The following is a 22,790-nucleotide window of genomic DNA, read 5'->3' as shown; positions in this document are numbered from 1 at the left end:
TTCTGTCCCGCGGGGGCGAGGCGGGACAAGGGGGGTAGCCGTTTACTTCAGCGCATCAATGCATATGTCCCCGATGGAAGTGTGGGCCGCTGGCACGCCCCACGCGCGGCTGATAGTCGGAAATAGTTGCAATCATGGACCTCTTAATGAAGCGGGACGCTACCGGCGCGAGAGTGGGGAGTTCCTGGGTGATTTTTTCGGCCATTTCATCCGGCTCCCCTTCCCCCACATACACAGACTCCTGCGCGTGAATCGGAAGTCCGATTTCCTTCATCGCTCGGCCCATTTCTTTATAGGCGCCAGCAACTTCGGAATCGGACAGGCCAGCTGCTCGCATGGCGACGGTGTCTAGATCGAAAGAATAAGAAATTAATAACATATACATCCTTTATAAAAGTTAATCCAAATTTGGCCATTTGGTGGCTCGGCGATGTATTCGCCTGTATCTATCTTAACCGCTAATTGTGATCTTTGTCGACACAGCATTTAAAAAAGATAGTCATATTTATAAAACTCCTGATTTCAGAATTAGGATAGCTAACCGAATCTTGTTGGTTCAGAATGGTGATATGTGCAACCGCTACGTCGCCCCAAACGAGCTGGAGATGGAACGTCTGTTCCACATCGGCCGCGCCAACCCGATCCCCTGGCCTAGACAGATCTTCCCGCGTAGCAAGGGACCATTCATCCGCCGTGCGCGTGGGGAGGTGGGCTACGAGCGAGAGTTGGCCGTCGGCGCATGGGGCTTGATCCCGTGGTTCGCCAAGGAGGCGAAGCTCAAATACAGCACCAACAATGCGCGGTCCGAAGAACTCGAGGCCAAGGCCACCTTCAAGGATCCGTGGAAGCGCGGCCAGCGCTGCATCATCCCAGCGCTCAGCTTCGATGAGCCGAATTGGGAGACCGGCAAAAACCAATGGTGGACGTTCCGCCGCGCCGATGGCGATGCATGGGGCTTGGCCGGTCTTTGGAATATCTGGACCGACAAGGCAACAGGCGAGGTCCACGAGAGCTACACGATGCTGACCATCAACGCTGACGCGCACCCGCTGATGCGTCGCATGCACAAGCCAGATCCGAAGCTGGGCCCGGACGCCCAGGACAAACGCAGCGTGATCCCGCTCGAGCGGGCAGACTGGGATCAATGGCTCGCGGGAACCGTCACAGAGGCGCGTAGCCTGCTAAAACTGGCGCCCGTGGAAACATTCGACGCAGCACCCGAAGGAGCGCGGTCATGATCGATCTGGACATCTTCTATCCCCCTGCGACCCCGGAACGGATCCAAGCAGCGCTCGCCGCTGCTCGCGCGGTGCTGGAGCGCGCCGATGTTGACCCTTACCGAGCGTGGCTGGCAGAGGCAGCCCACATCGCCTACACCGAGGCCGGGTGCGACGACGCCTACAAACCAACCGAGGAAGAATTTCTCATCGCCCAGATCTTCGGCCAAGCACAGGCGGCGGCGAATGCGATTCTCGGCACGCCCGACGGTGATCCGGCTTCGCTGGAGTTCAAAGAGGTGTGACGGCCTGTCAGTGCCGCATCCACCACCAGATTCCAGCCCCGATGGCCGCCATACCGACGGCGACCCGCCAATCCACAGCCGCCACCACCACCAGCCCCAGCAACACGCTGGCTCCCGACAGATTCATGAGTTCTCCGCCAACTGCTTGCGCACTTCCGCACGGATGGCTTTGGGCGCTGCCTGCTCGATCCGTTTGGCCTTGTCCGCCCGCATGGCGACGACGCGGCGCCGCACGGCGGCCATGTCGAGGCTGATGGGTGAGTGGGGGTTCCGCAGGTTCCACTCGCGCACGGATTCGCGCACCTTCTGCTGCCGGTCGTAGTCCCTCTCGTAGACGGCCTTGGCCATGTCATCCGCGAAGTTCTGCTTGGCGAGCCGATTTTGCTCCACCATGCCCTGGGTGGCCCTGCTGGCCTCCTGCACACGCGCCACGTCCGCCGGCTGGAAGCCGATCATCTTGGACACGGCCTCGCCGAAGTCGGTGTCGATGACCTTGCGCCCGCGCGAGTCGCGGTACTGGCCGTCGATGGCCATCTCCATGCCCTTGCGAAGGGCCTCGGCCGCCCGTGGGGCGAACAACTGGCCGGCCTCGTAGGGATTGCCCGACAGCAGCTTCTCCGTGCCCTGGAAGGCCCGCTTCGCAAAGTCGGCGGAAGGGCCCAGGAACTCGGCCACGTCGCTCGTGTGGTCCCGCTTCTGCGTCAGCAGGCCGGTACCCGGCAGCAGGTTGCCCATGCCGAGGCGGCCGGCCACGTCGATGGGCACCCCCGGCACGCCTGACACGCCGCGCTCCACGAACTGACCGGCGCCCTGCCCCAGCACGTCGATCAGGAACTGCCGGCGCGCCTGCTTGGTGCTGAAGGCGTAGCCCAGTCGCTGGGCGATGCCGTCCACCAGGTCCTCGGCGTCCTCCATGAACGGCAGGCCGCCGGCGCCGGACATCAGGAAGAGCATCGCCAGCATGAAGGCCGCCGCGCGCTTGCCCTCGGGCCCGCCCTGGGTGGCCAGCCGGTGCAGCAACTCGGTGTAGCTGATGCTGTACTGCTTGAAGGTGAAGATGATCCCGCCGACTGCGCCGCGGGCCCACTGCGGCTTGTTCCCCTTGTTGTAGACGAACTGCGTGTCGCGGATTGCCTTCTCGGCGAAGGCGGCGGGGTCCGCCATGCCTGCCTGCACCGCGGTGCGGTAGGCCGCGATGAAGGTGACGCGACGGTTGAATTGCTCGGCCAGGCTGAAGGGCTTGCCCCAGGCCACACCCAGCTTGCTCAGGCTGTTCGAAGCCATGGCGCGAGCGTTGCCGGCGAACGTGCCGTCGCCCGACTTCAGGGCAGCCTGCCCGCGGGCCTGCGCCAGCAGCTGGTGCACTTCCTGCGGCGCCACGATGCCCTCGGCCTCGGCGCGCTTCAGGGCCGCGTCGAGCCGCGCGTCTCCCGTGCTCTTGCGCAGCACGTCCTGCAGGGCGGCCCGCATCTGGCCGGCGGCCGCCCGCACACCTCCCCACTGCGACAGGTAGGGCATGGTCACCGCGAGCGGCTGCGTCATGTTCACCATCGCCGAGGCGATCGAGCCACCCAGGTACTGGGTGAACAGCAGCCCGCGCAGGGCCTGCGCCTCTTCCTGGGGGTTTCGCACGTAGTCGGTCAGCTTGACCGCGATGTCCTTCAGCTGCCCCTCGCTCTTTGGGATGTCGTTGGTCGCCCGCGTGATCTCGCCTTGGTGCAGGTTCTGCGAGGTGAGCCGCGCGTTCGAGTAGACGAAGCCGGCCAGCACACGGCCCGCGTCTTCGCTGAAGCCCGCGATGCCCTTGCGCTCGATGAGGCGCTTCATGGCGCTGCGGTTCGACTTGGCCAGCTTCAGGTACTGCTGGAAGAGCTGGTGCTGCGCGGCATCGCCCTCGGCCTCCAGGCCCACCATCTCGCCGAAGAGTTCCAGCGTCTCGGGTGTGATGCCGTTGAACAGCTTGTACGACTGCTCGGAGTTGGTGCCCATCGTGAAGGTGGCATCCGGGAAGTTGGCGCGCATGCGCCGCGCCATGGCCCCGCGCTCCAGCCGGCTCTCGAACATGCCGAAGTACACCCGCTCTCCCTTGGCATCCACCACGTCGAGCGTGTAGGCGCCGAAGCGGGACAGCGGCGCGTAGCCGCGGCGCACCAGGTCGCTGATGCGCTGGGCCTTCTCATCGATGCGATCGGCGGTGTCCAGCAGCACATCGGCACGCTCGGGCTGCTCCCGGGCGGCCAGCTCCAGGTGCTCGCGCAGCAGCTTCGCCGCGTCATCGGCCGTTGGCGAATCCATCACCATGTCGCGCAGCGCCTCTGTGTCCCGGCCGCCGAAGCGCAGCATCTCGGCCTGGCCGAGCCGCTGCAGGCTCTTGTCGGTCGCGGCCCGGAACTCGCGGTAGAGCCCGATCTGATCGGGCGTCAGGCCGAATTCCGCCTTCAGTTCGGCATCGGTGAACACCGTGCCGGTCTCCTCGGTGCCTCCATCGGCCACCTTGACCAGCTTGCCGTTCTCGTCGCGGCCCCACAGGAGCGTGCCCTCGAACACCGGTCGGCTCAGGGCCTTGGTGTCATCGGCGGACAAGGCGGTCTTCTTCAGGTCGGCCAGCGTGTCCAGCTTGGGCAGGATGCGCGGGGCCAGGTCCGCGGCCTCGGTGGCGTAGTAGCTCACGTCCTGCAGGAAGCGCTGCACCGAATCGTAGACCCGCTTGAAGACCGGCGAGCGCTCGGCCAGGTCATGCATGGTGCCCACCGACTTGTGCCACCACGACACCACGCCGGGCGAGCGGAACAGGTCGTTGACCATGTTCTGCGCCTTCTCGCGGAAGTCGCGGGTGTCGTTCAGGCCCTGGGCAGCGGCGCCCTGCGCCGTGCCGCGGCTGAACGCCGGCACTCCGCCGGCGGGGCCGTCCGGCCCGTTGGGTCCACCGCGCTCCACGAACCGGCGCGCCGGCAGGATGAAGTCACGCACGATCTCATCGTCGGACATGCGCAGGGACCGCAGCGCCGGCACGTGGGCGCGCAGCCAGGTGCGGATGGCCGCGATGGCGCGCTTCACAAAACCCATCTCTGGCGCGGTCTGCGCCATCTCCGCCAGCACCTCCTCGGCCGCGATCAACCGATGCGCAGGCTTCGTCGGATCCAGGCCATATTGCACCGCCTTGAGCATCACCTGACCGCGGCGCACGCCTACCAGCTGCGACAGCACGGTGCCGAGTTCGTCACCGAAGACGCCGCGCAGTCCGTGGTGGCCCAACACCTCGTGGAATACCACGCGGGCCACGTCCTCCGGCGTGTTCATCTGGCCGGCCAGCACATAGGCCTTGCCGCCGTAGAAGAAGCCCTCGGGCTCGCCCATCGCGCCGCGGGCCTGCTGGCCCTCGTTCTCCGTGCGCACCGGGCCCGGCACCGCCGGGTCGGCCATGCTCTCCAACACCACGATCTCCGGTGCGTTGGTCCAGCCTCGCGTCAGCGCATCGACAGCCTGCCGCACCTGTTCCACCCCCAGGCCGGCACCGACGCCGCGGCTGAAGGCCGGCGTGTCCCCGGGCTCGGCGTCGGCCTTGGCACCCTTCCCGGACAACCGGCCAAGCACCTCCTTGTGGCGCGCGCGGGCCTCTTCCAGCTTCGCCGTGTCCGGCCAGCTACCCACGTCCTGCGTCTTCTCCAGGTCGGCCTGCTCCTTCTGCGCGCGCTGCAGGCGCTTCTGCAGGTAGCTCTGCTCGGACACGATGCTGTTGAGCATGCCATCCACCCAGCGCACCACCTGCGCAGGGCCCTGCATCGAATCCAGCACCTCTCCAGACCGGGAAGCGACCACCTTGTCGCCGTCCCGCAGCACTACCTCCAGTTCGTTGCCGCGCGCCGTCACCTGGCCCTCGGCGCGCACTTCGAAGCCGGCGACGGTGCCCAGGCTCTTCTCGGTCTGGTCGGCGATCGCGTCGACCACGGGCTGCCGAATGGCGGTCTGAATCTTGGCGCGGCGGCGGTATTCAATGTCGCCCACCGCCCAGACGATGGGCTCCAGGTCCCCGCGCAGCTCGGAAAAGGCGTCAGCCAGCGCGGCGCGGGCAGTGAAGCGCTCGCCATTCATCGTGACATCGATGGGCGCGGCCCGCTCCACATCCTTGCCGTCCTTGTCCTTTGTGACGACCTTTCGGTCGTCCACCTCGCGCAGGTAGTCCTGGGCGTCGCGCCAGCTGGTGAACTCGCGGCCGTCGATCGTCGCCTTGAACGCATCGAGCCGGGCCTGCGCCTCCTGCTGGTACTCCTGCACCTGGCGCACCAGCGGCGCGGCGACCTCGATCTCCTGCGGCAGCCGCGACAGCACCTCGGCCGCGCGGCGCCGACGGCTGGCCAGCTCGTTGCGGCTGGCGTCGAACGCGCGCTTGCGCTGCTCGAGCTTTTTCACCTCGGTGCGCAGCTGGATCTCGTGCAGCAGGTCGATGTTGCCGGTGGCAGCCGCCTGCATCTCGCCGGCCGACAGTTCCAGGTCTTCGAAGGCGTTGTCCACCTCGCGGCCCACCTTGCGGGTGCGCAGCTGGTTGATCATCTTCAGCTTCGTCTCCTGCACCTGCCACATGCGCATGTCCAGGGTGTCCTTGGTCACATAGGCCAGGATCTCCACTTCGAAGCCCGGAAGCGCGGCGGGACCGTGCGCCAGCACATTGCCCTGCCGGATGATCCGCCCCTCGCGCTGCTCCACGTCCGAAGGCTTCCAGGGCACGTCCAGGTGATGCAGCGCAACGAGCCGCTCCTGCACGTTGGTGCCGGCGCCCATCTTCGGCGTCGAGCCCAGCACCACACGGATGTCGCCCGCGTTCACCTTGCGGAAGAGCGCCGCCTTCTGCTCGTCGGTGTTGTAGTCGTGGATGAAGGCGATCTCCTCGGCGGGGATGCCCTTCTCTACCAGCGCAGCGCGCAGGTCGTCGTAGACGCTGAAGCCGCGCTCCGCGGCGCGCACGGCGTCCAGCCAGTCCGGGCCCTTGGCATCCAGCTCGGCCTGCGCCGCCTCGGCGTCCTCCACGATGGCCTGGGCGGCCTCGTTGCCCAGCGTGGCACTGGCCTGAACGTCCTCAGTCGCCGCGGCCACGCGCTCGCGCAGGGCCTCGTACTCTTTCAGTTCAGCCTTGGCGTGCTTCACCGGCGTGCCGAGGTCAGAGAACACCAGCTGCGTGCCCTTCACACCGGCGAATTGGCGGTACCGGGCAGCGATCTCGTCGCTGGCCCGGTCCACGCGGCTCCCGGGCTCGCGGGCGGTCGCATCCACATCCACCAGCCGGATGTCCATGGCCGCCTTGCGGCCGTCGCCCATGATGACCAGCACGTTGTCCTCGCCCTTCTTCGGCGGGCCCTTTCGAGCTTCCAGCACGCGCGCGCGCTCGGCCAGGTCGCGCATGTAGGCTTCCTGGGCCGGCGTCTTCTCCAGCGACACCGGCGTGCGCCGCTCGCCCTTCAGCTTCGGCAGCGGGAAGTCTGCGCCATCGTTCTCCTCGGCGTAGGCGGCCTTGATGTCGTCCATGGTGACCGTGTCGCACACCTGGTCGAACATCTTCAGCAGCTCGGGCGTGTTCACGAAGTTCGCCATGCGCGCGGAGGCTTTGAAGCCGTCGCCGCTCGGCTTCTGCATCCACACCTGATCGACGCTCGCGAAAGTGTTAGCCCAAGCGTCGAAGGACTCGAAGCCCAGCTCGCGCATCTGCGTCGGCATGAGGTACCGCATCATGTGGTACATCTCGGCCAGCGAGTTGGACACCGGCGTGCCCGTGGCCGCCACGAAGCCCTGGTCGCGGCCGTTCTTCGCGAAGATCTGGTTGATCTTCACCAGCATGTCATAGGCACGCTGGCTGCCCTGGCTGTCGCCCAGGCCCTGCACGTTCTGCATCTTGGTGCTGAACATCAGGTTCTTGAACAGGTGGAACTCGTCCACGAACAGCTGGTCGACGCCGATCTGCTCGAAGTCCAGCAGGTCGTCCATGGGCTTGTCGCGCAGGGCCTTGATGCGGTTCTCCAGCCGCTCCTTCAGGCCCTCCAACTGCTTGACCGTGCGCTTCTTCTGCGCCTTGTCACCGCCGCCAACCTCCACCTGGTCGATGGTCTTCACGATCTTGGCGATCTCGCGGCGGTTGAAGCTGGCCTCGAACTCAGGGGCCGGCCGGATGAAGCCGAAGGACGAGTGCGCGATCACCACCGCGTCCCAGTCGCCGGTGGCGATCTTGGCCAGGAATTTCCGGCGGTTCGCCCGCTCGAAGTCCTTCTTCGTGGCCGTCAGGATGTTGGCGCCCGGGTAGAGGCGGTAGAAGTCGGCCGCCCACTGCTTCACCAGGTGGTTCGGCACGGCCACCATGGGCTTCTTCGCCAAGCCGGTGCGCTTGAGCTCCATCGCGCTGGCCACCACCGTGAAGGTCTTGCCTGCGCCCACCACGTGGTCGTAGAGCGCCGTACGGTCCTGCACCGTGCGGGCGATCGCGTTGCGCTGGTGCCGGCGGAACTTGATGATGTCGTCGGGCACCTTGCCCGGGAAGTCCATCAGGCTGCCGTCATAGACACGGGTGACGTAGTTGTTGTTCGTGTCGTTGTACGCGCGCACCAGCTGCTCGGAGCGATCACTGTCCGAGAACAGCCAGTCGGTGAACTTGTCCTTGATCTCCTGCGCCTTGTTGTTGGCCTGCTCGGTCGCCTCGGTGTTGACGTGCGTCCGACCCTCGCTGTCCTTGTAGGTGACCTTGATGGGCCGGTTGTTCAGCAGCGCGGCGAGAAGTGCTTCGCCATCCACCGCCGAAGTGCCGTAGGTGGTGGTGAAGGCCACCTCGTTGCCGGGCTTCACCGAGATCTGGAAGCTGCTGTTCAACGGCACGTACCGCACGGTGGCGGCGGTTCCCTCGCCGAAGAGGTGGCCGGCGAAGTCCTCGTAGACCTTTGTGGGCACCCAGGGTGAACCGACGCGCGCCACGATCTGGCCCGCGCCCACATCCTCGGGCTGCACCTCTTCCAGGGCGCGGATGTTGGCCATCACGCCGGCCGCACGGGCCTGCGCCAGCTTCGCGCGCACGTTGCCCGACAGGTAGGCGTCGCGCAGCACGTATTCGTCGGTGGCGGGGTCACGGAACAACGCAGGCTTGTCGCCGCCCGCCAGCTCGCGCAGCACCTCCTCCGGGTCGCGGCCCAGCAGCTTGCCGATGTAGTCGGCGTCCAGTTTGCCGCGCTCGGCCATGGACACTGCCAGCGCGTCGGCCGGCGAGTCCACCTTCCGCACGGGTTTGCGCGCGGCCACAACCCGGCGATCAAAGATCGGTGCCTTCTTCGCCGTGCTCTTCGTCGGCTTGATGCCCTGGCGCTTCGCGGCGGCGGGGCCGATGCCCGGCGTGTAGCCGTGCTCCAGCGAGGCCAGCAGCGGGTAGTCAGGGTCGTCCTCGAACACGCGCAGCGTGCTCGGGTCGTTGATGAGGCCGTGCTCCTTCCGGTAGGCGTCGTACTGCTCGTTCAGCTTGGCGCGCAGCTGGCCCATGCCCTTGTCGTCGTCCGCCATCTCGGCGGCGATCAGGCCGCGCAGCGTGCCGCGCATCTCGGACAGGGCCTTGATGCGGGCGTAGCCGCTCTCTCCCAGCGTCGTCTTCTCGGTCCACGCCGTGGCAGGCGTCACGGCCTGGGCCCGGGCCTCGCCACCCAGGTCGGGCAGGCGCTGCATCAACTGGCCGCCCTCGGCCACGTAGTAGCCGCCCTCCTGCACCTGCGGGTTGCGCAGCGCCACGATTGCGGCCTGGTGTAGGCCGGCGGTGGCCGTGTCGGCGATCGACTTGAACACGCCCTGCGGCAGTCGGCCGACGGCCTCGCGCAGCAGCGCGGTGGTGTCCTGGCCATCGCGGGCCACCAGTGCGGGCATGTCGCCGCGGTACATGGTGCCGTAGGCGCCGAAGTCGCCCAGCATCATGTCCGGGTTGTCGATGAAGTACTGGTTCAGGGCCACCACGCGGCCCCTGGCGTCCGTGTGCGCGCCGACCGTCAGCCAGCGCCGTGCGTCCAGCTTCGCCGCCCGGCTGCCGATGTCGCCGTCCGCGCGCTTCTGCAGGAAGATCAGGTCGGTGGTCACCTCCGTCCCGGCGTTCTTGGAGAAGGCGTTGTTGGGCAGCCGGATTGCGCCCAGGAAGACCGTGCGGTCGGCGATGTAGCGGCGCGCGGCGTCCGCCTTGGCATCCAGGAAGGCGTTGGTCACCACCTGCGCCAGCACGCCGCCCTCGCGCAGCATGTCCACCGCCTTGGCGAAGAAGTAGTTGTGCAGGCTCAGGCCAGACAGGTGTTTGCGCCCGCTGGCGTCCACCTGCGGGTCGCTGGCGAACGGCGGGTTTCCCACCGCCGCGTCGAAGAAGCCGTCGGAGCCCTTGAATTCGGTGAAGTCGGCCCGCTGCACGTTCTGCTGCGGGTACAGCTGGCGGGCGATGGTGCTGGACAGCCGATCGCGCTCGATGGCGGTGAAGCGCGAGCTGCTGCGCAGGTCAGGCGGCATCAGGCCCAGGAAGTTGCCCACGCCGGCGCCAGCCTCCAGCAGTTTGCCGCCGGTGAAGCCGAAGCGGCGCAGCGCGGCGTACACGCCGTCCTCGATGATTTCCCGGCTCGTGTAGTGCGCGTAGCGGGTCGAGCGGGCCGCATCGTCGTATTCCTCGGGCGTCAGCAGCTGCTTCAGCTCCGCGTGCTCGCGCGCCCAGTCGGCGTTGCCGGCGTCGAAAGCCTGCGCCAGCCCGCCCCAGCCCACGTAGCGCGCCAGCGTGCGCTGCTCTTCGGGCGTGGCCCAGCGCTCCGGGTCGGCCTCGAACTCCTTGGCCAGGCGGATCGCTGCGACGTTGTTCTTGAACTTGGTCTTCTGGCCGCCCTCGCCGAGGGCCAGGTCAGCGCCGATGGTGAAGTCGGCCGCCTGCGGCGCGCGGATGACGGGGGCGTTCGGCGCCGGGTTGGCGCCCTCCTCCGGCGTCAGTCCTTGGCGTTGGGGTCGAAGTCCGCCAGGCCCTTCATCAGGTCGAGGTGCGCGCGGTACCCGGCGCTCTTTCGCATCCGGGGCGTCTGCTGCGGCTCCTCGGGCAGGAACAGGTACCGCTCCCGGACCTGCTCCCATGCCTCGTCCCACGTCGCCCCCTGCGCGGTCAGCGCGCGCAGGTCCTTCGCCGTCGCCTCGGCGGCTTCGGCCAGCGTCTTCTCCAGCGTCCCGGCTTTCTGCAGCCGGGCGAACATCTTGGGCAGGTGCTCGCGCCAGTGCTCCCGGGCTTGCTCGATCCAGTTCGCGTGCTGCATTTCGCCCATCGTCCTTGCCTCCAGTATCGGCGCCAGCAGGCGCCGTCTCAACGCGCGGCAGTTCTGCCGCTTCCACGGCCGCGGCCGAATCCATGCCCTCGAACGCCGCCGCACGCGGGTCGAAGCGCACTGCCAGGTAGAAGCTCTTCAGGTAGGGGCCGATGCCCTCGCCCATGTCGTCCAGCATGGCCTTGGCGTAGGCCGCGAAGGTACGGGCGCCCTTCTCGATGTGGTAGCCGGCGAGGGTGATGCCGGCCTGCAGGATCTCCGGGTCGATACCGCTGTTCAGCTGGCCCAGCTTGCGCTTCAGCAACGCGCGCGCGGCTGCGGCGGCGTCCTCGGTGAAGACGGTGTTCTGGCTGACCGCCGGCCGGCCGGCCACGGCGGGCGCCGACGGCGCGGGCGCGGGCGCGTCCCCGATCTTCTCGGAACTCGGCGCCGCGGCGGGCTCCTCGCGAGTGGCGGCGGGCTCGGAAATGTTCTCGGGAATCGTTGCAGAACCTGCGGGTGCAGCGGCCTGGCCGAGGTACTTCTCGCGGATGAACCAGCCGCCCTCCTTCTGGAAGGTGTACGGGTCGATGGCCTTGGCCTCCGCCGCGTCCAGGTCTTGCCGCACCACGCCGCGCAGCGTCTTACCCTTCGCCGTCACGTGCTCCACGATCTGCGGCTCGGCCCGCGGCGCCTCTGCGGCGGGCGCCGGTTCCGGCGTGGTGCTGGTGCTGCTGGCCGTGTCAGTGGTCGAGCTGGGGAACTCGTGCGCCGCGTCCAGCAGCTGCTTGATGGGGGCATCCAGCCGAATGATCCGCACGGGCTCGCCGGCCTCGCGGGCTGCCAGCCACTGGTGGTGGCCGTCCAGCACATGCCCATCGCGGGAGACGAGGATGGCGCGGCTCCCACCCTCATCCGCGGCTTTGGCCTTTTCCACCTTCTCTTGGCTGAATTCGGCCTGCGTCGGCTTGAGGCTGTCCCCGGGCACCTCCTCTTCCTGATGCGCGATGCCGCGCGCATTCATGAAGTTCACCATGGCGCCGCGGTGCTCAGCCTTGATCTGCGGCATCTCGGCGCGCGGCACGGACAGCGTGCCGGAATCCTTCGCGAACTCGGTCCAGCCATCCGGCCGCGGCGCGCCTGCCAAGCTCGGGGCCGCCTGCGGATCCGGCGCCGGAGCCTCCGCGGCCGGTGCTTCAGCAGGAGCCGAAGGCGCGGCCTCGGCCGCAGGCGCCGCCTTGCGCACCACGTAGCCACCCTTGACCTGCACCACCTCGTGGCCTGGCCCGGCCTTCTTCGCGGCGTTGCGCGCGGGCAGCGCGATGGTGAACGGCATGCCCTGCTTGTTGGTGATGTCGCCAGCCAGCACGCCGGCATCGGCCCGCGCCTTGGCCTGGCGGCGCTCGGTGCGCAGCGCCTCGGCGGCCGGGTAGTCCGGAGAGTCCTTGCCCACCAGTCGGAAGCCACCCTCGGCGGCCGGGGCCGGCAGAGCCTGCACGTTCCCGCCGCGGGCCTTCTGCTCGCGCCTGTAGGCTTCGGCGTCCTCGTAGGTGGGGAACGGTGGCGCTACAGGCTGTTCAGCAGGTGCAGCAGCCGCGACGGCCGGCGCTGCGCGTCCCAGCATGCCCTGCGCCAGGCCTCCAGCGTCGGTTGGTGCTGCAGGCGCAGCCCCATCTGGTTGTACGAGCGCTCCACCCTCGCCGGCCAGCGCGCCATCCTGCGGCGCTGTCGCACCCTGATCGATCGGACCTTCATTCGTCACCTCCTGCGCGGGCATCACCGCGGTGGCGGCGGCCAGCGGCCCCGCCTTCGGCTGCACGTCCTGCACAGCACCGTCGCCCAATGCGGTGCGCGCCGCGCGCGACAGCGGGCCACGCTCCACGATCTGGCCCTCGCGCGCCAGCAGCTCGTCCCGCGCCATCTGCCGCTGGTCGGCCGTCGCAGCCATGCCGTCGGGACCGACGGTGATGGTGGGCGCGGGCAGCGCCAGAGGCGCGGCCGCATCATTGGCCGCCGGTACCGCCGTGTCGATGGGATCGTTGGCGGCCGGCCGGTGGCCGCCGCCCAGGAACTGCGCGCCACCACCCATGGCGCCGCCCGTCAGCATGCCCAGCACCGCAGCCTGGTTGACGCCCTCCTCCAGCGGCTTGCCGAGGGCGAGGTTCTGCATCACCTGCTCGTGGATGGACTGGGGCAGTTCCTCCAACAGGCCCTCGGACATCGCGCCTTCAAGGACGCGCCGGGTGATGCCCTTGGCCGCGGCCTGGCTCTGGCCGGCGCGGACGATGAGTGTGTCCACGTCATGGATGCCCAGGCTCTTCGCGACTTTGCCGCCCAGCAGCCCGAACGCGGCCGTGCCGGCGCCGCTGGCCAGCGATGCGGCCACCTGGCCGGCAGTCAGCGTGCCGTCGGCCGTCTCCTGCCGGATCTGTTCCGCAGCCGAGCCGCCGCCAACGATACCCTCGCCGGCGGCGGCCGCGCCCACGGCGCCGATGCGCGGCGCAATCGCCGCGGCGCCGCGGCCAACCACCCCGCCGGCCAGCATCAGAGGCACGGATTCGATGGCGCTGTGCGCGATCACCGACGGGTTCTGCACCGCAGCGCCCACCGTGTTGAAGAAGCCGTCCGCCTGCTGCACCTTGGTGTTGGCCTGCTTCTGCGCGTCGCTCAGCTGGTCATCCAGGATCTGCCGCGCTTCCTTGGGCCGGAAGCCGACCGCCTCCGCCGCCTTTCCCGCGTAGCCCGCTGTGGGGATGTCGGCCAGGCCGACAATCGCTTCCGGCACGCCGATGGCGCCCTTGAGCGCGCTGATCCCAGCATCCTTCAGCGTGCCGCCCAGCGTGCGCGGGGCTGGCGGCGGCGCAGGTTGCGAGACGCCGATCGCCTTGGCGATGTCGCCCTCTGCCAAGTCCGGGTAATAGACCTGCTTCAGGACGTTGACGACCTGCATGTCGTCCAGGTCACTCCATTCGGGCTTCTTGGCGCGGATCTGGCTGATGTCCATGTGGGTGAGGTCCGTTGTTTAGGGGCGCGCGGTCGCAGCCAGCACCTTGGATTCCCGCAGCGCGCGGTCCTTCTCCTTCTGGAGAAAGGCAGCCTGGGCCGCATTGAAGCGCTGCTTCTTGTCGTCGTCACGACGCGCAAGCCAGTCCTTCACATCGCTGCTCAGGTCGGCGCGGGTTCCGCGGTTCATCTCTGCTACTTGCTTGCGGTAGAGCTCTTCCATGGGATCGGCCTGCTGCTGCATGGCGGCAGCAATCGCCGGTCCGGTCCGCTCGCGGTAGGCCTTGTTCTCCGCGGTGGCGTTCTTGCCCTTCTCCGCGCTGATGCCACCGTTGAAGCCGGCTGCGGCCTTCTCCCAGGAGCCGGTTCGGTCGTAGCCCTCCTTGAGGTGATAGGCCGCGGCCAGCGCCTGATCCGCCGGGTTGTCCGAGTAGGCGTCCACGCCGTACTTCTTCTTGAAGGCCTCGCGAGATTCCGGGATGAACTGGTACACCCCGCGCCCACCTTTAGGCGACACCTGATCGCCGTTGCTGCGCTCGCCCAGCGTGCGCACGACGCGCAGGACATCGGCAGGAACGCCGGTCTTCTGCGAGGCCTCCGCCTCGGCCTTGTCCCACGCCGGATCCTTGAAGGACACCGGCGCGCCGCCGCGCAGGCCGAACGGGTCTGCGGAGCCCTTGCCCTCGGAGGGGACGTAGGGCGCCAAGGTGCGGTTGAGCTGCTCCGTGATGACAGCGCGGCGCTCCAGCAGCTGCTTGGCGCCAGGGCTATCCGGCGCCCACGATCCATCAGCCTGCGACTTCGTGATGGCGGCGTTGATCGCCTCGGATTCCTTCTTCAACGTCTCGGCCTGCAGGCGCACAGCCGCTGGCACCTTTGCGTTGCGCGTGGCCTCTTCCAAGTCGAGGCGGGCTCTGCCGATGTGCAGGCCGCGCAGCTCCGCTTCCTGGGCTTGGCTGGCGGTCAGGCGAGAGTTCGTCACGTCGAACTGCCGCACGCCCTCGTTGAACGTGCGGTCGGCATTGGCCTGGGTGCGCTGGTCTACGACGCCCTGGCGCTGGTTCTGCAGCACCTGCTCGTAGGGCATCATGGCCATGGTGGCCTGGTGCGCGTCGATCTCGGCCGGGATTTCCTTGTCGCCTTCCTTCATCGCGAAGATGGCCTTGAACGTGCGCATCTTGCCCAGGCCGGGCACGTCGAGTTCCACCGGCTCCACCTTCACGTCCCCGGCGATCGGGAAGCCCGCGCCGGCCAGTGCGGCCCTGGCCGAGGCGGGATCGCCCGTCATGCGGAACTTCGTGAGCGACTCCATCACGCCGGCCTTCTTGAGCCGCATGGCCGTCTCCGTCATCTCCGCCTGCTGACGCTCCATGGTCATGGCCTGCTGCTGCATGGCCATGGCCTTGTCCATCTGCCCGTGCTTGCCGTAGACGGCCGATGCACGCTGCGCCATGGCTGCGGGCGTGTTGGCCTTCGCTGCCGCCGCGTCGGCCTCGGCGCGCGTCGCGTAGGACTGTCCACCCACCTTCAGGGCGATGGGCGTGTCCACCAAGCCCGAATTCGGGAGGGCCTGCATCTCGGGCGTGCCCGCATCCCGGTTGTCCGCCCATTCGGGGATCTGGGGCTGGCCGCCGGTCTGCTCCACCGCGACCTGCTGGCCGGCAGCCTTGAGGTCGGCTTTCAGCTGCTCGGCGTCCTGCTGCTCCCGGTTGAGCTTGGCGATCTGCAACCCCGTGAGGTAACCGTTCACCCCAGATTGAAGGGCAGTGCCCCATCCTGCTGCCATGTCAGGCCTCCATTTCGTGCGTGAGCCAGCTCATCTGCTTGTCGACGGCGGCCCGGATGTCGTTGAGGCGCTGGATCAGCACCTTGTGCTCGCGCGGGTGGTGTGCCTTCAGGTACGCGGCGCGGCCCTCGTCCCACCAGGCGGTGCAGCCCATGCATTCGGGTGCGCGGCGCACGCCCGCGGCATAGAACGGCGCCACGGGGAGCCCGTTCTCCTGCAGGAACGCCATCACCTGTTCGGCGGTCCAGTCCTGCACTGGGTAGAAGACCTCGAAGCCATCGGCCACGTCGCCGCTGCGAAGCGGGGGGGCGGCGTATTCGTCGTCACGCTGCCCGCGCACCAACAGCGTGATGCCGTCGGCCGCCATGCGCGCGTGCAGCGGCTTCATGAGTGCGCCAGCGCAGCACTCGTAGCGGCTGGTGATTCGTATAGGGTCCCCCGACACCAAGCGCCCGACGGTGGTGTTGTCCACGGGCACTACGTCGAACGGGTAGCCCACGTCATTACGACGGGCCTGCACGTCTGTCTCAATAACCTCGAATCGCCCGCCTGCCGCCTCCAGGTCCGCGCGCACGCGGCGCACCACTTCGCGCGTCTCTGGGAACTGGTCGCCCGTGTCCAGGTGGTAGATCGTCATTTCGACCCACCGATCGCGCAGCAGGTACAGCGCCGCGGTGCTGTCGCGCCCGCCGCTGAACTGGAAGCCGATCCGGCCCCGGTGGCGAATCCACCGCGCTTCTTCCGGAGGTGCGGCGACGAAGCGCCAGACGGTCGGCACCAGGTCATCCAGCAGGCCAGCGCCAGCACCGTCGGCCACCAGCACCTCGCGCAGCCGGTGTTCGTGCACGGCGGGCGCGGCGGCGAAGTCCAGGCGGAAGCCGGCTCGGGCTGCCCACTCCTCCACCCATTCGGGCTCGTGCGCGCGGGCACCGAGCAGCTGCTCGAACTCGGCGTTGTCGCCGCCAAGGCGGGCCAGGTCGTTGATCAGCAGCACGCCGCCGTCCTTCAGCACCCGGCGCGCCTCGCGCAGCGTGGTGGGCCAGTCCGGAGAATGGCAGATGGCGTAGCTGAAGATGATGGCGTCTGCCGCACCGTCCGGCACCGCGCCCATGTGGTCGAAGTCGGCCTGCAGCCGATGGAAGCCCTCCGGGCACTGCGCCAACTGCTCCGCGCTCATGTTGACCAGCAGGATGTCCAGGTCGGGCCGGTCGTTGCGCATGTGCAGCGCCATCTCGCCGACACCGCAGCCCGCATCGATCACCATGCCGCCCTCCGGCAGGTCTGCGAGCGCCAACAGCACGGCGACGTGTTCGCGCTCGGTCGGTGCGAACAGCGCGGCATTGAAGACGCGCATGCCGCGTTGGACAAGCTGGGCGGTTGCGACCGCTACGGCCTCGGTATTCATCAAGCTCATCAGATGACAATCGCGGCAGTTGCCACAGTCGCGGCGGCACCAACCCCAGCCGCGACGTTCGAAGAGCGCTCCGCCGATGCGGCGTTGGCCGCCGAGGTCTGCCGCCCCGCCATGGCGCCATAGGAGTTGGCAGTCTGGCCCGCACCAGAAACTGCCGTGTTGTACGCCCCCTGCATCAGCCCGTTCCCCGACTGCGAAGCAGCGATGCTGGCCGCGTTCGAGCCGATGGCCGACGAGCCGAGCTGAGATGCCAGAGCCGCCGTGGTGCCCTGGCTCGAAGCGATGTTGCGGCCCAGGCTGGCCGCGTCCATCTTGCGGGCATAGCCGATGTTCTCGACGGACTTCGCGGCAGCGTTGCCGGCGCCAGCCTTCAGCTTCGCTGCATTCAGGTCCATGGAGCCCTGCAGGGCGGCCATCTTCCCGCTGGACGGGTCCACGCCGGAGCGCTCCATCTCCCGGGTCGTGGCGCCGCGCTGGGCGGCGAGCTGCTGCTCCACGCCGGCCACGGCCTGCGCGGACTCGGCTGCCCTGCGCTCGGGGGTGTCGTAGTTCGCCGCGTCGGTGACCAGCGACTGCTCCAGGGGTCGGTAGAGGCTCGTGTAGTCGTCCTGGGCCTGCTGGGTGATGGCGATCTGCTGCCGCATCTGCGCCAGCTGCGTGTCCGCCACCTCCGAGGCTTGCCGCGTCGCTTCCGCGCGGGCGGGCGCCTCATCGGCATAGACGCTCTTCGCCCAGGCCAACTGCTCCTGATTGAGCTCGGTCTGCTTGATGGTGGCCATCATCTGGGCGTAGTCAGCAGCGCTGCTGCCACCGCCTCCACCGCCCTCCAGGGTCATGCCACCGCCCGCGCGGGGCCGGAAAGCCTGCTCGGGGAGCAGGTCGAACTCAGTGCGATGCCATCGCGCCATGCGAATCTCCTCGCGGGCGCCGTTGGGGCACCTGCTGGTAGTCGCAAGCGTCCTGCGCGACCTTGGTGAACTTGGTGGCCACCGGCGTGTAGCCGAGGTAGCGCGCCATGCGGTCCGCGCCGGTGATCGAGAGGCTGTCGAAGCTGACCACCCGAACACCCAGGTTGAACATCGAGCGCTCCGCGAAGCGCCACAGGTGGACGGCGAGCCAGTTCCGGTGCGCCGGCCGGATGTAGAAGAGGTCGTCGGTCACCTCCAGGTGAGCGCAGCCGTCGGGCTGGAACACCCGCACGCGCAGGACGCCGACCAGCTCGCCCGTGGACGCCAGCCTGGCCGTGAACAGCACCAGGTTGCCAGCGCGCTCGGCCTCCCGCTGGCGGGCGAAGTCGAACTGGTGATCGAAGGGGATGCCCGGCCGCGTCTCTTCGTGGCAGGCCGCCTGCAGCGGAACGAGGGCCGCCTCGTTGCCCGCCACGGTCTCGGCAGCGATCACGTAGCCGTTGAAGCCCTCCTGCCCGAAGCGCTTGCCGTCGATGGTGCGGTCGGCCCCCTCCACGTCGCGCAAGATGGAACGGGCCAGGTCCGGGGTAAGAACCTGGCCGGCGTACCGGGACAGAGCGAGGGCGAGGCGCAGGCGCATGGCGGGAGGGAAAGGCGCCTGAGACTACGGCCCGCCACCCTACGATTTCAAGGGGGGTCGGATGGCCAGGAAACAGCGGCCACAGCCTCCGCCGTGGTGGCCTGCGCCAGCTGGTCTTGCAGCCGCTGCCGCGTGCCGACCAGGTACTGCGAGGCTTGCTGGAAGGCCTGCACAGCCGCGAGCGTCTTCGCCCGCATCGTTTCGGGCGAGATCCCGCGATGCAGCGCCAGCCCATCGAGGAACGGTGTCGCCGCCTGCGCATCGGCATGCCAGGCCATCGCCTCAGCCTGCTGCGTGGGCCAGGTCAGCCGTTCCGCCTGGGGGTAGCCGTCCAGCAGCGCGGCCGAGGCTTTGCTGAAGTCGGCATCGACCGCGTGGGCACGCGCCGTCTTCAGGTCTTCCACGCTGACCGCCGGCGTGTCATCGACCCAGACGTGCGCCGTCCAGTCAAAACGGTGCGCCGGGCTGGGCTGGGGCGGTATCGGCACCCATGCGTCGCCCGCCCGATAGGTGTTCGGCGGCGCCTCTTCGCGCACCACACCCACCTCTGCCGTGCGCATCTCCAGCGTGTGCATGGTCTGGCCGACCTCCAGCACGCGGCCGGTGGCCTTGTCGAAGCGGGTGAAGTAGAAGATGTCGCTCATGGCCGCTTGAGGATGCTCAACAGGAGGATCTTGTTCATCGGCCCGCTCGGCCCAGTCACCGTCAGCGAAACCGAGTGGTAGCCCGCGGCGAGGGTGGTCCGCCCCATCACGTTCAGCGGCGCCCGGTACTTCATGTAGTAGAGCGTGGTGCCCTCACCCACGTCGACGGAGTAGCTCTGGTTCACCCCAGGCACATACTCCGAAAACATGCTCTGCGAGAGGGTGACATAGACCGCCGGGTCGTATCCGGCCGCTGGGTTCGTGTCGTTGACGTAGTAGGGTGCGACGTAGCCGTTCGCAACGACATCCCACGTCTGGCCCTCGGGCACCGTCACGCCGATGGTGATCGTGTCCGACGTCCCCGACGTGCGCATGTGCGCCGCCACGGCCCCGGCTGCAACGTTCAGCGTGTCGATGACAGCTTGGCGGCGCACCTCCAGGTAGCCGCTGCTGTCCATGTAGATGCCACCCCAGTCCATGGCCGCGCCGTAGCCGCCAGGGTAGTTGTGCATGTTGAAGCGCATGCCCCCACACTTGAAGCTCAGGAAATTCGCCCCGTCGGCCCGGTTGCGCGCCAGGATCCAGCCGTCGTTGTCGTCCAGCCATTTGCCCGGCGTGCGCACATAGCCCCAGCTGTCGGGGTCGGGGCCACCGTCGATCTCCAGCTGCCCGGCAGCGAGCGTGCCCATCGTGGCGGACATGGCATCCAGGCGCTGCACACTGATCTTGTCGGCCGTGACAGCGCCGGCAGCCAGGTTGCGCGTGAGCACCACGCCATTCGGCATGTCGAGCGTGCCGTCGGCGCCCAGGCGGAAGCCGAGCGACGTGCCGTTGTAGTTGCTCGAGCGGATGGCCGTGGGCTCGATGATGATGCCGCCCACCGTGCCGCCGCCGACGTAGGTGGTGCCGCGGATCGTGGCGTTGTTGGCCTCCAGGTTCCCATTGCCGTCGATGCGCCAGCCGCTCAGGCCGGAGGCATACCCGATCGACTGGATGTATTCGCCGACCGTGATGGAGCCCGCGGTCAGCTTCGAGGCGCTGACGTTGGCGATCTTGGCGTTGTCGATGGCCGCGTTGCCGATCTTGGCGTTCACGATGGTGCCGTTCATGATGAACGCATCACGCATGTAGACGCCAACGGGCACGGTCACCCCGTTCATGGTGATGGGCACCGTCACGACGCTGAACAGCCCGGCGTCCGTGGGCCCGGTCGAGCTGCTGACGTAGAAGAGGTCCGCGCGCACCGCGAACTTGGCATAGGGCGCGCTGGGGTCCTCCGCCGCGGCAGTGAGCGCGTCCAGCAGCGGCGCCACATCGAGCCCCGTGCTCACGTCCAGCCCGTTGATGCCGCCGGCGGGCTGCAGCGAGAGCACGCCATCCTTCGAGCGCCACTTCAGCCACAGGCGCAGGCGCGTCGAGGGGTTCACGCCGTAGGCGTAGACCGTTCCGGGGAACCGCGCGAGTTCCACGGCGTTCGCGAACGTGGGCATGGGCCCCGTCCCATCAAAGGGCGCCCCGTAGAGCACCGATTCGCCATGGCCATGGCCACTCTGGTAGGTCGGGTCGTCGCACGTCACGAGGATGTGCGACAGCGCCCCATCTGCCGCAAAGCCGCTGGGCGTGGGCGGCGGCCGGGTGTCCTTGGGCACTTCGAAGCCGGGCGCGACGCCGTCGAAGGGATTGTTGTCCCCGCCGAGCCAGCTCTGCCGGAGCTTGAGGTACCCGCCCTCCACGAGGTCGCGCACCGTCACACCCCGGTCGAGCTTGTTGCCCTGCTTGCCCAGGTACACCATGATCGTTTCGCGCATGCGCTGCGCGAAGTTCGCGGAGTTGACCGAGGGAATCTCGCGCCGAGGATCGGCCATCAGCCCTCCTCCGACAGCTCGCGCATGCTGCTGGCCAGCGTGGCCCACTGCACAGGGTTGCTCGTCTCGATGGTCACCTGGTGGGTGCGCGACAGGACACCGCCCGGCAGCCGGAAGGGCCGGCGGTCGTCAACGACGTGGGTGTGCCGCAGCACGCCGGTTGCTGGCGACGTGAACAGGCCGGGCCGGGCCTCGATGCGGGCGGCGACCACATCCGGGTGCAGGTCCAGAACGTCGACGTGCATGGTGACCGGGTAGGCGTCCGCCTCCACCCGGGCGGCGGAGTAGTTCCGCTCCGGCCCCGCGAACACCTTGCTGCGAAACAGGGCCGTCATCGAGGCCTCACCGGCATCCCACTTCTTCACGGCCGTGCCGTCCAGCACAAACAGCGCGTCGCGGTGCTCGTCCACGAACATGGCCTCGTAGCCCTGGTCGAGGAAGAAGATGCCCTTGGGGTTCGATGGGTCCAGGAAGAAGCCCCGGCGCACCCCCTCCATGTCCAGGTAGCTCGCGAAGTAGAAGCCCTCGTAGTTGACGGCGGTGATGGACTCGGGGTTCATGGCCGTCCACTGGTCGCGGGTGAGCAGGCCGATGGTGCAGAGCGATGCGCCACCGTCGCCGAAGTAGGCCAGGCCGTCCGGCGATGCCCAGGCCACGCCGTGGCCCAGGCCCACGGCGCTGCGAGCGGCCACGCAGGCCTGCGCGATCTCCAGCGGCTGCTCGTCCAGGGCATCGGGCCCGGAGCCTTGCACCAGCACGGGCTTGCCGGTGGTGAGCACGAGGAGGCGCTGCCCGTACACCGCCAGCGCCACGGCCTTCGCATTTGGCGGCAGCGTCTCGAAGGCCACCGGCCAGGCATAGAGCTTGTAGGCCACGCAGTACCGCACCGAGCCGTCGGCCGAGTTGATGGCTGCGGCCATGCCGTTCCACATGGCCGTCAGGCCTGTGAGCGTCGAAGGCGGCACAAGCCAGCCATCGGTGGGCAGCACCTCGCCCAGGGCCCGGTTGTCGTCGGTGGTGCTGCCGATGGTCGATGGCTCCTCGCGCAGGAAGAAGAACTCCGCGTCGCCGCTGGTTGCCGACTGCGTGCGGTAGAACCGGATCCGGTCGATGCCATAGGCGCCGGCCGGCGGCGGCGAGACACCGGCGATCGCCAAGGTGTCATCGGTCTTGCACTGCACCTGCGCGCTGACCGGCGCCGGCGCGCTCTCTTCGCCCAGGTCCGTCACGTAGGTGTAGGTGTAGTACCGCAGCTCGGTGTCGGTCGCCTCGCCCGTGTTGTTGGGCGTCACCAGCAGCGCCGAGGCCGGCGCAGGCACGCCGAGCTCCCGGTAGGCGCTCGGGTACGGCGGAGCGGCCAGGCCGATGCTGGTGTTGGTCTGCTTCGGGGCGCCGTCGCCGGTATAGAAGGTCCGCTCCACCGTGTCGCCGCTGACGAAGCCGCGCACGGCGTGCACGATGCCCGGCCAAGAGAGCCAGTACTGCGTGTCGCTGGCCACGTCCCGGCCCATGCGGTAGATGGTGTGGCGGCCGGCCGGCACGGTGGCCACCGGCAACGGTTGCCGCCACGGCCGCAGGTCGCCGCGGCCCGGCCGCTGGTTGCGCGAGGCCGTGCCCACCGTGTCCGGGATGAGTTTGGGATGCACCGCGAGGGCGGCCCCGTTGAACTCGGCGAGCGCGATCTTCGGCATTGCTTTCAATCCGCTGTGTTGGTTGGTTCTGGCATCAAGCGCCGGCCC

Annotated in this window: 11 protein-coding genes; 2 read left to right on the top strand and 9 right to left on the bottom strand. The window is 68.2% G+C overall.

From position 1 onward, the window contains the following. Positions 1-55: 55 nt before the first annotated feature. Positions 56-379, bottom strand: coding sequence for a hypothetical protein (locus tag ABIC63_RS10670; RefSeq protein WP_354319729.1), 324 nt, complete (start codon positions 377-379; stop codon positions 56-58). Positions 380-569: 190 nt separating this feature from the next. Between ABIC63_RS10670 and ABIC63_RS10665 the strand changes: the two genes are divergently transcribed. Together ABIC63_RS10665 and ABIC63_RS10660 are read left to right on the top strand one after the other, a co-directional pair. After that, positions 570-1,238 (top strand): SOS response-associated peptidase, encoded by a 669-nt coding sequence (locus ABIC63_RS10665; protein WP_354319728.1) that lies wholly within the window; start codon positions 570-572, stop codon positions 1,236-1,238. Next, positions 1,235-1,522, top strand: a complete 288-nt coding sequence (locus ABIC63_RS10660) for a hypothetical protein (protein WP_354319727.1) — start codon at positions 1,235-1,237, stop codon at positions 1,520-1,522. Before ABIC63_RS10665 ends, ABIC63_RS10660 begins: the two co-directional genes overlap by 4 nt. A gap of 123 nt (positions 1,523-1,645) precedes the next feature. On the opposite strand, the gene ABIC63_RS10655 is transcribed toward ABIC63_RS10660, so the two are convergent. Genes ABIC63_RS10655 through ABIC63_RS10620 form a run of 8 tightly spaced genes read right to left on the bottom strand, consistent with a single transcriptional unit; the run spans position 1,646 to position 22,742 of the window. After that, a complete protein-coding gene (locus ABIC63_RS10655; RefSeq protein WP_354319726.1) occupies positions 1,646-13,795 on the bottom strand; it encodes a PLxRFG domain-containing protein in 12,150 nt (4,049 codons plus the stop codon). A gap of 18 nt (positions 13,796-13,813) precedes the next feature. Further along, entirely contained in the window at positions 13,814-15,544 is a 1,731-nt protein-coding gene (locus tag ABIC63_RS10650; RefSeq protein ID WP_354319725.1) for a transglycosylase SLT domain-containing protein, read from the bottom strand. Between the two features lie 37 nt (positions 15,545-15,581). Then, the gene (locus ABIC63_RS10645) at positions 15,582-16,994 is read right to left on the bottom strand and encodes a methyltransferase domain-containing protein (protein ID WP_354319724.1); all 1,413 of its coding nucleotides are present in this window, start codon (positions 16,992-16,994) and stop codon (positions 15,582-15,584) included. Next, positions 16,994-17,902 (bottom strand): hypothetical protein, encoded by a 909-nt coding sequence (locus tag ABIC63_RS10640; RefSeq protein WP_354319723.1) that lies wholly within the window; start codon positions 17,900-17,902, stop codon positions 16,994-16,996. Before ABIC63_RS10640 ends, ABIC63_RS10645 begins: the two co-directional genes overlap by 1 nt. Further along, positions 17,880-18,542: a hypothetical protein gene (locus tag ABIC63_RS10635; protein ID WP_354319722.1), complete on the bottom strand. Its 663-nt coding sequence runs from the start codon at positions 18,540-18,542 to the stop codon at positions 17,880-17,882. Before ABIC63_RS10635 ends, ABIC63_RS10640 begins: the two co-directional genes overlap by 23 nt. A gap of 47 nt (positions 18,543-18,589) precedes the next feature. Beyond that, on the bottom strand, positions 18,590-19,186 hold the full coding sequence (locus ABIC63_RS10630) for a hypothetical protein (RefSeq protein ID WP_354319721.1): 597 nt from the start codon (positions 19,184-19,186) through the stop codon (positions 18,590-18,592). Then, positions 19,183-21,051: a phage tail tip fiber protein gene (locus ABIC63_RS10625; RefSeq protein WP_354319720.1), complete on the bottom strand. Its 1,869-nt coding sequence runs from the start codon at positions 21,049-21,051 to the stop codon at positions 19,183-19,185. Before ABIC63_RS10625 ends, ABIC63_RS10630 begins: the two co-directional genes overlap by 4 nt. Next, the gene (locus tag ABIC63_RS10620; protein WP_354319719.1) at positions 21,051-22,742 is read right to left on the bottom strand and encodes a hypothetical protein; all 1,692 of its coding nucleotides are present in this window, start codon (positions 22,740-22,742) and stop codon (positions 21,051-21,053) included. Before ABIC63_RS10620 ends, ABIC63_RS10625 begins: the two co-directional genes overlap by 1 nt. Positions 22,743-22,790: the final 48 nt, after the last annotated feature.

It is taken from the genome of Pseudacidovorax sp. 1753, assembly GCF_040544975.1.
Taxonomy (GTDB): Bacteria; Pseudomonadota; Gammaproteobacteria; order Burkholderiales; family Burkholderiaceae_C; genus Xenophilus.
Note: the sequence above shows the minus strand (reverse complement) of the source record. Positions and strands in the feature narration are given on the sequence as shown.

Excerpts from the sequence above, each read along its gene's own strand:
- ABIC63_RS10630 (WP_354319721.1), bottom strand. The coding sequence starts at position 19,186 with ATGAGCGACATCTTCTACTTCACCCGCTTCGACAAGGCCACCGGCCGC.
- ABIC63_RS10670 (WP_354319729.1), bottom strand. The coding sequence starts at position 379 with ATGTTATTAATTTCTTATTCTTTCGATCTAGACACCGTCGCCATGCGA.
- ABIC63_RS10655 (WP_354319726.1), bottom strand. The coding sequence starts at position 13,795 with ATGGACATCAGCCAGATCCGCGCCAAGAAGCCCGAATGGAGTGACCTG.
- ABIC63_RS10640 (WP_354319723.1), bottom strand. The coding sequence starts at position 17,902 with ATGGCGCGATGGCATCGCACTGAGTTCGACCTGCTCCCCGAGCAGGCT.
- ABIC63_RS10625 (WP_354319720.1), bottom strand. The coding sequence starts at position 21,051 with ATGGCCGATCCTCGGCGCGAGATTCCCTCGGTCAACTCCGCGAACTTC.
- ABIC63_RS10660 (WP_354319727.1), top strand. The coding sequence starts at position 1,235 with ATGATCGATCTGGACATCTTCTATCCCCCTGCGACCCCGGAACGGATC.
- ABIC63_RS10665 (WP_354319728.1), top strand. The coding sequence starts at position 570 with ATGTGCAACCGCTACGTCGCCCCAAACGAGCTGGAGATGGAACGTCTG.
- ABIC63_RS10645 (WP_354319724.1), bottom strand. The coding sequence starts at position 16,994 with ATGAGCTTGATGAATACCGAGGCCGTAGCGGTCGCAACCGCCCAGCTT.
- ABIC63_RS10620 (WP_354319719.1), bottom strand. The coding sequence starts at position 22,742 with ATGCCGAAGATCGCGCTCGCCGAGTTCAACGGGGCCGCCCTCGCGGTG.
- ABIC63_RS10635 (WP_354319722.1), bottom strand. The coding sequence starts at position 18,542 with ATGCGCCTGCGCCTCGCCCTCGCTCTGTCCCGGTACGCCGGCCAGGTT.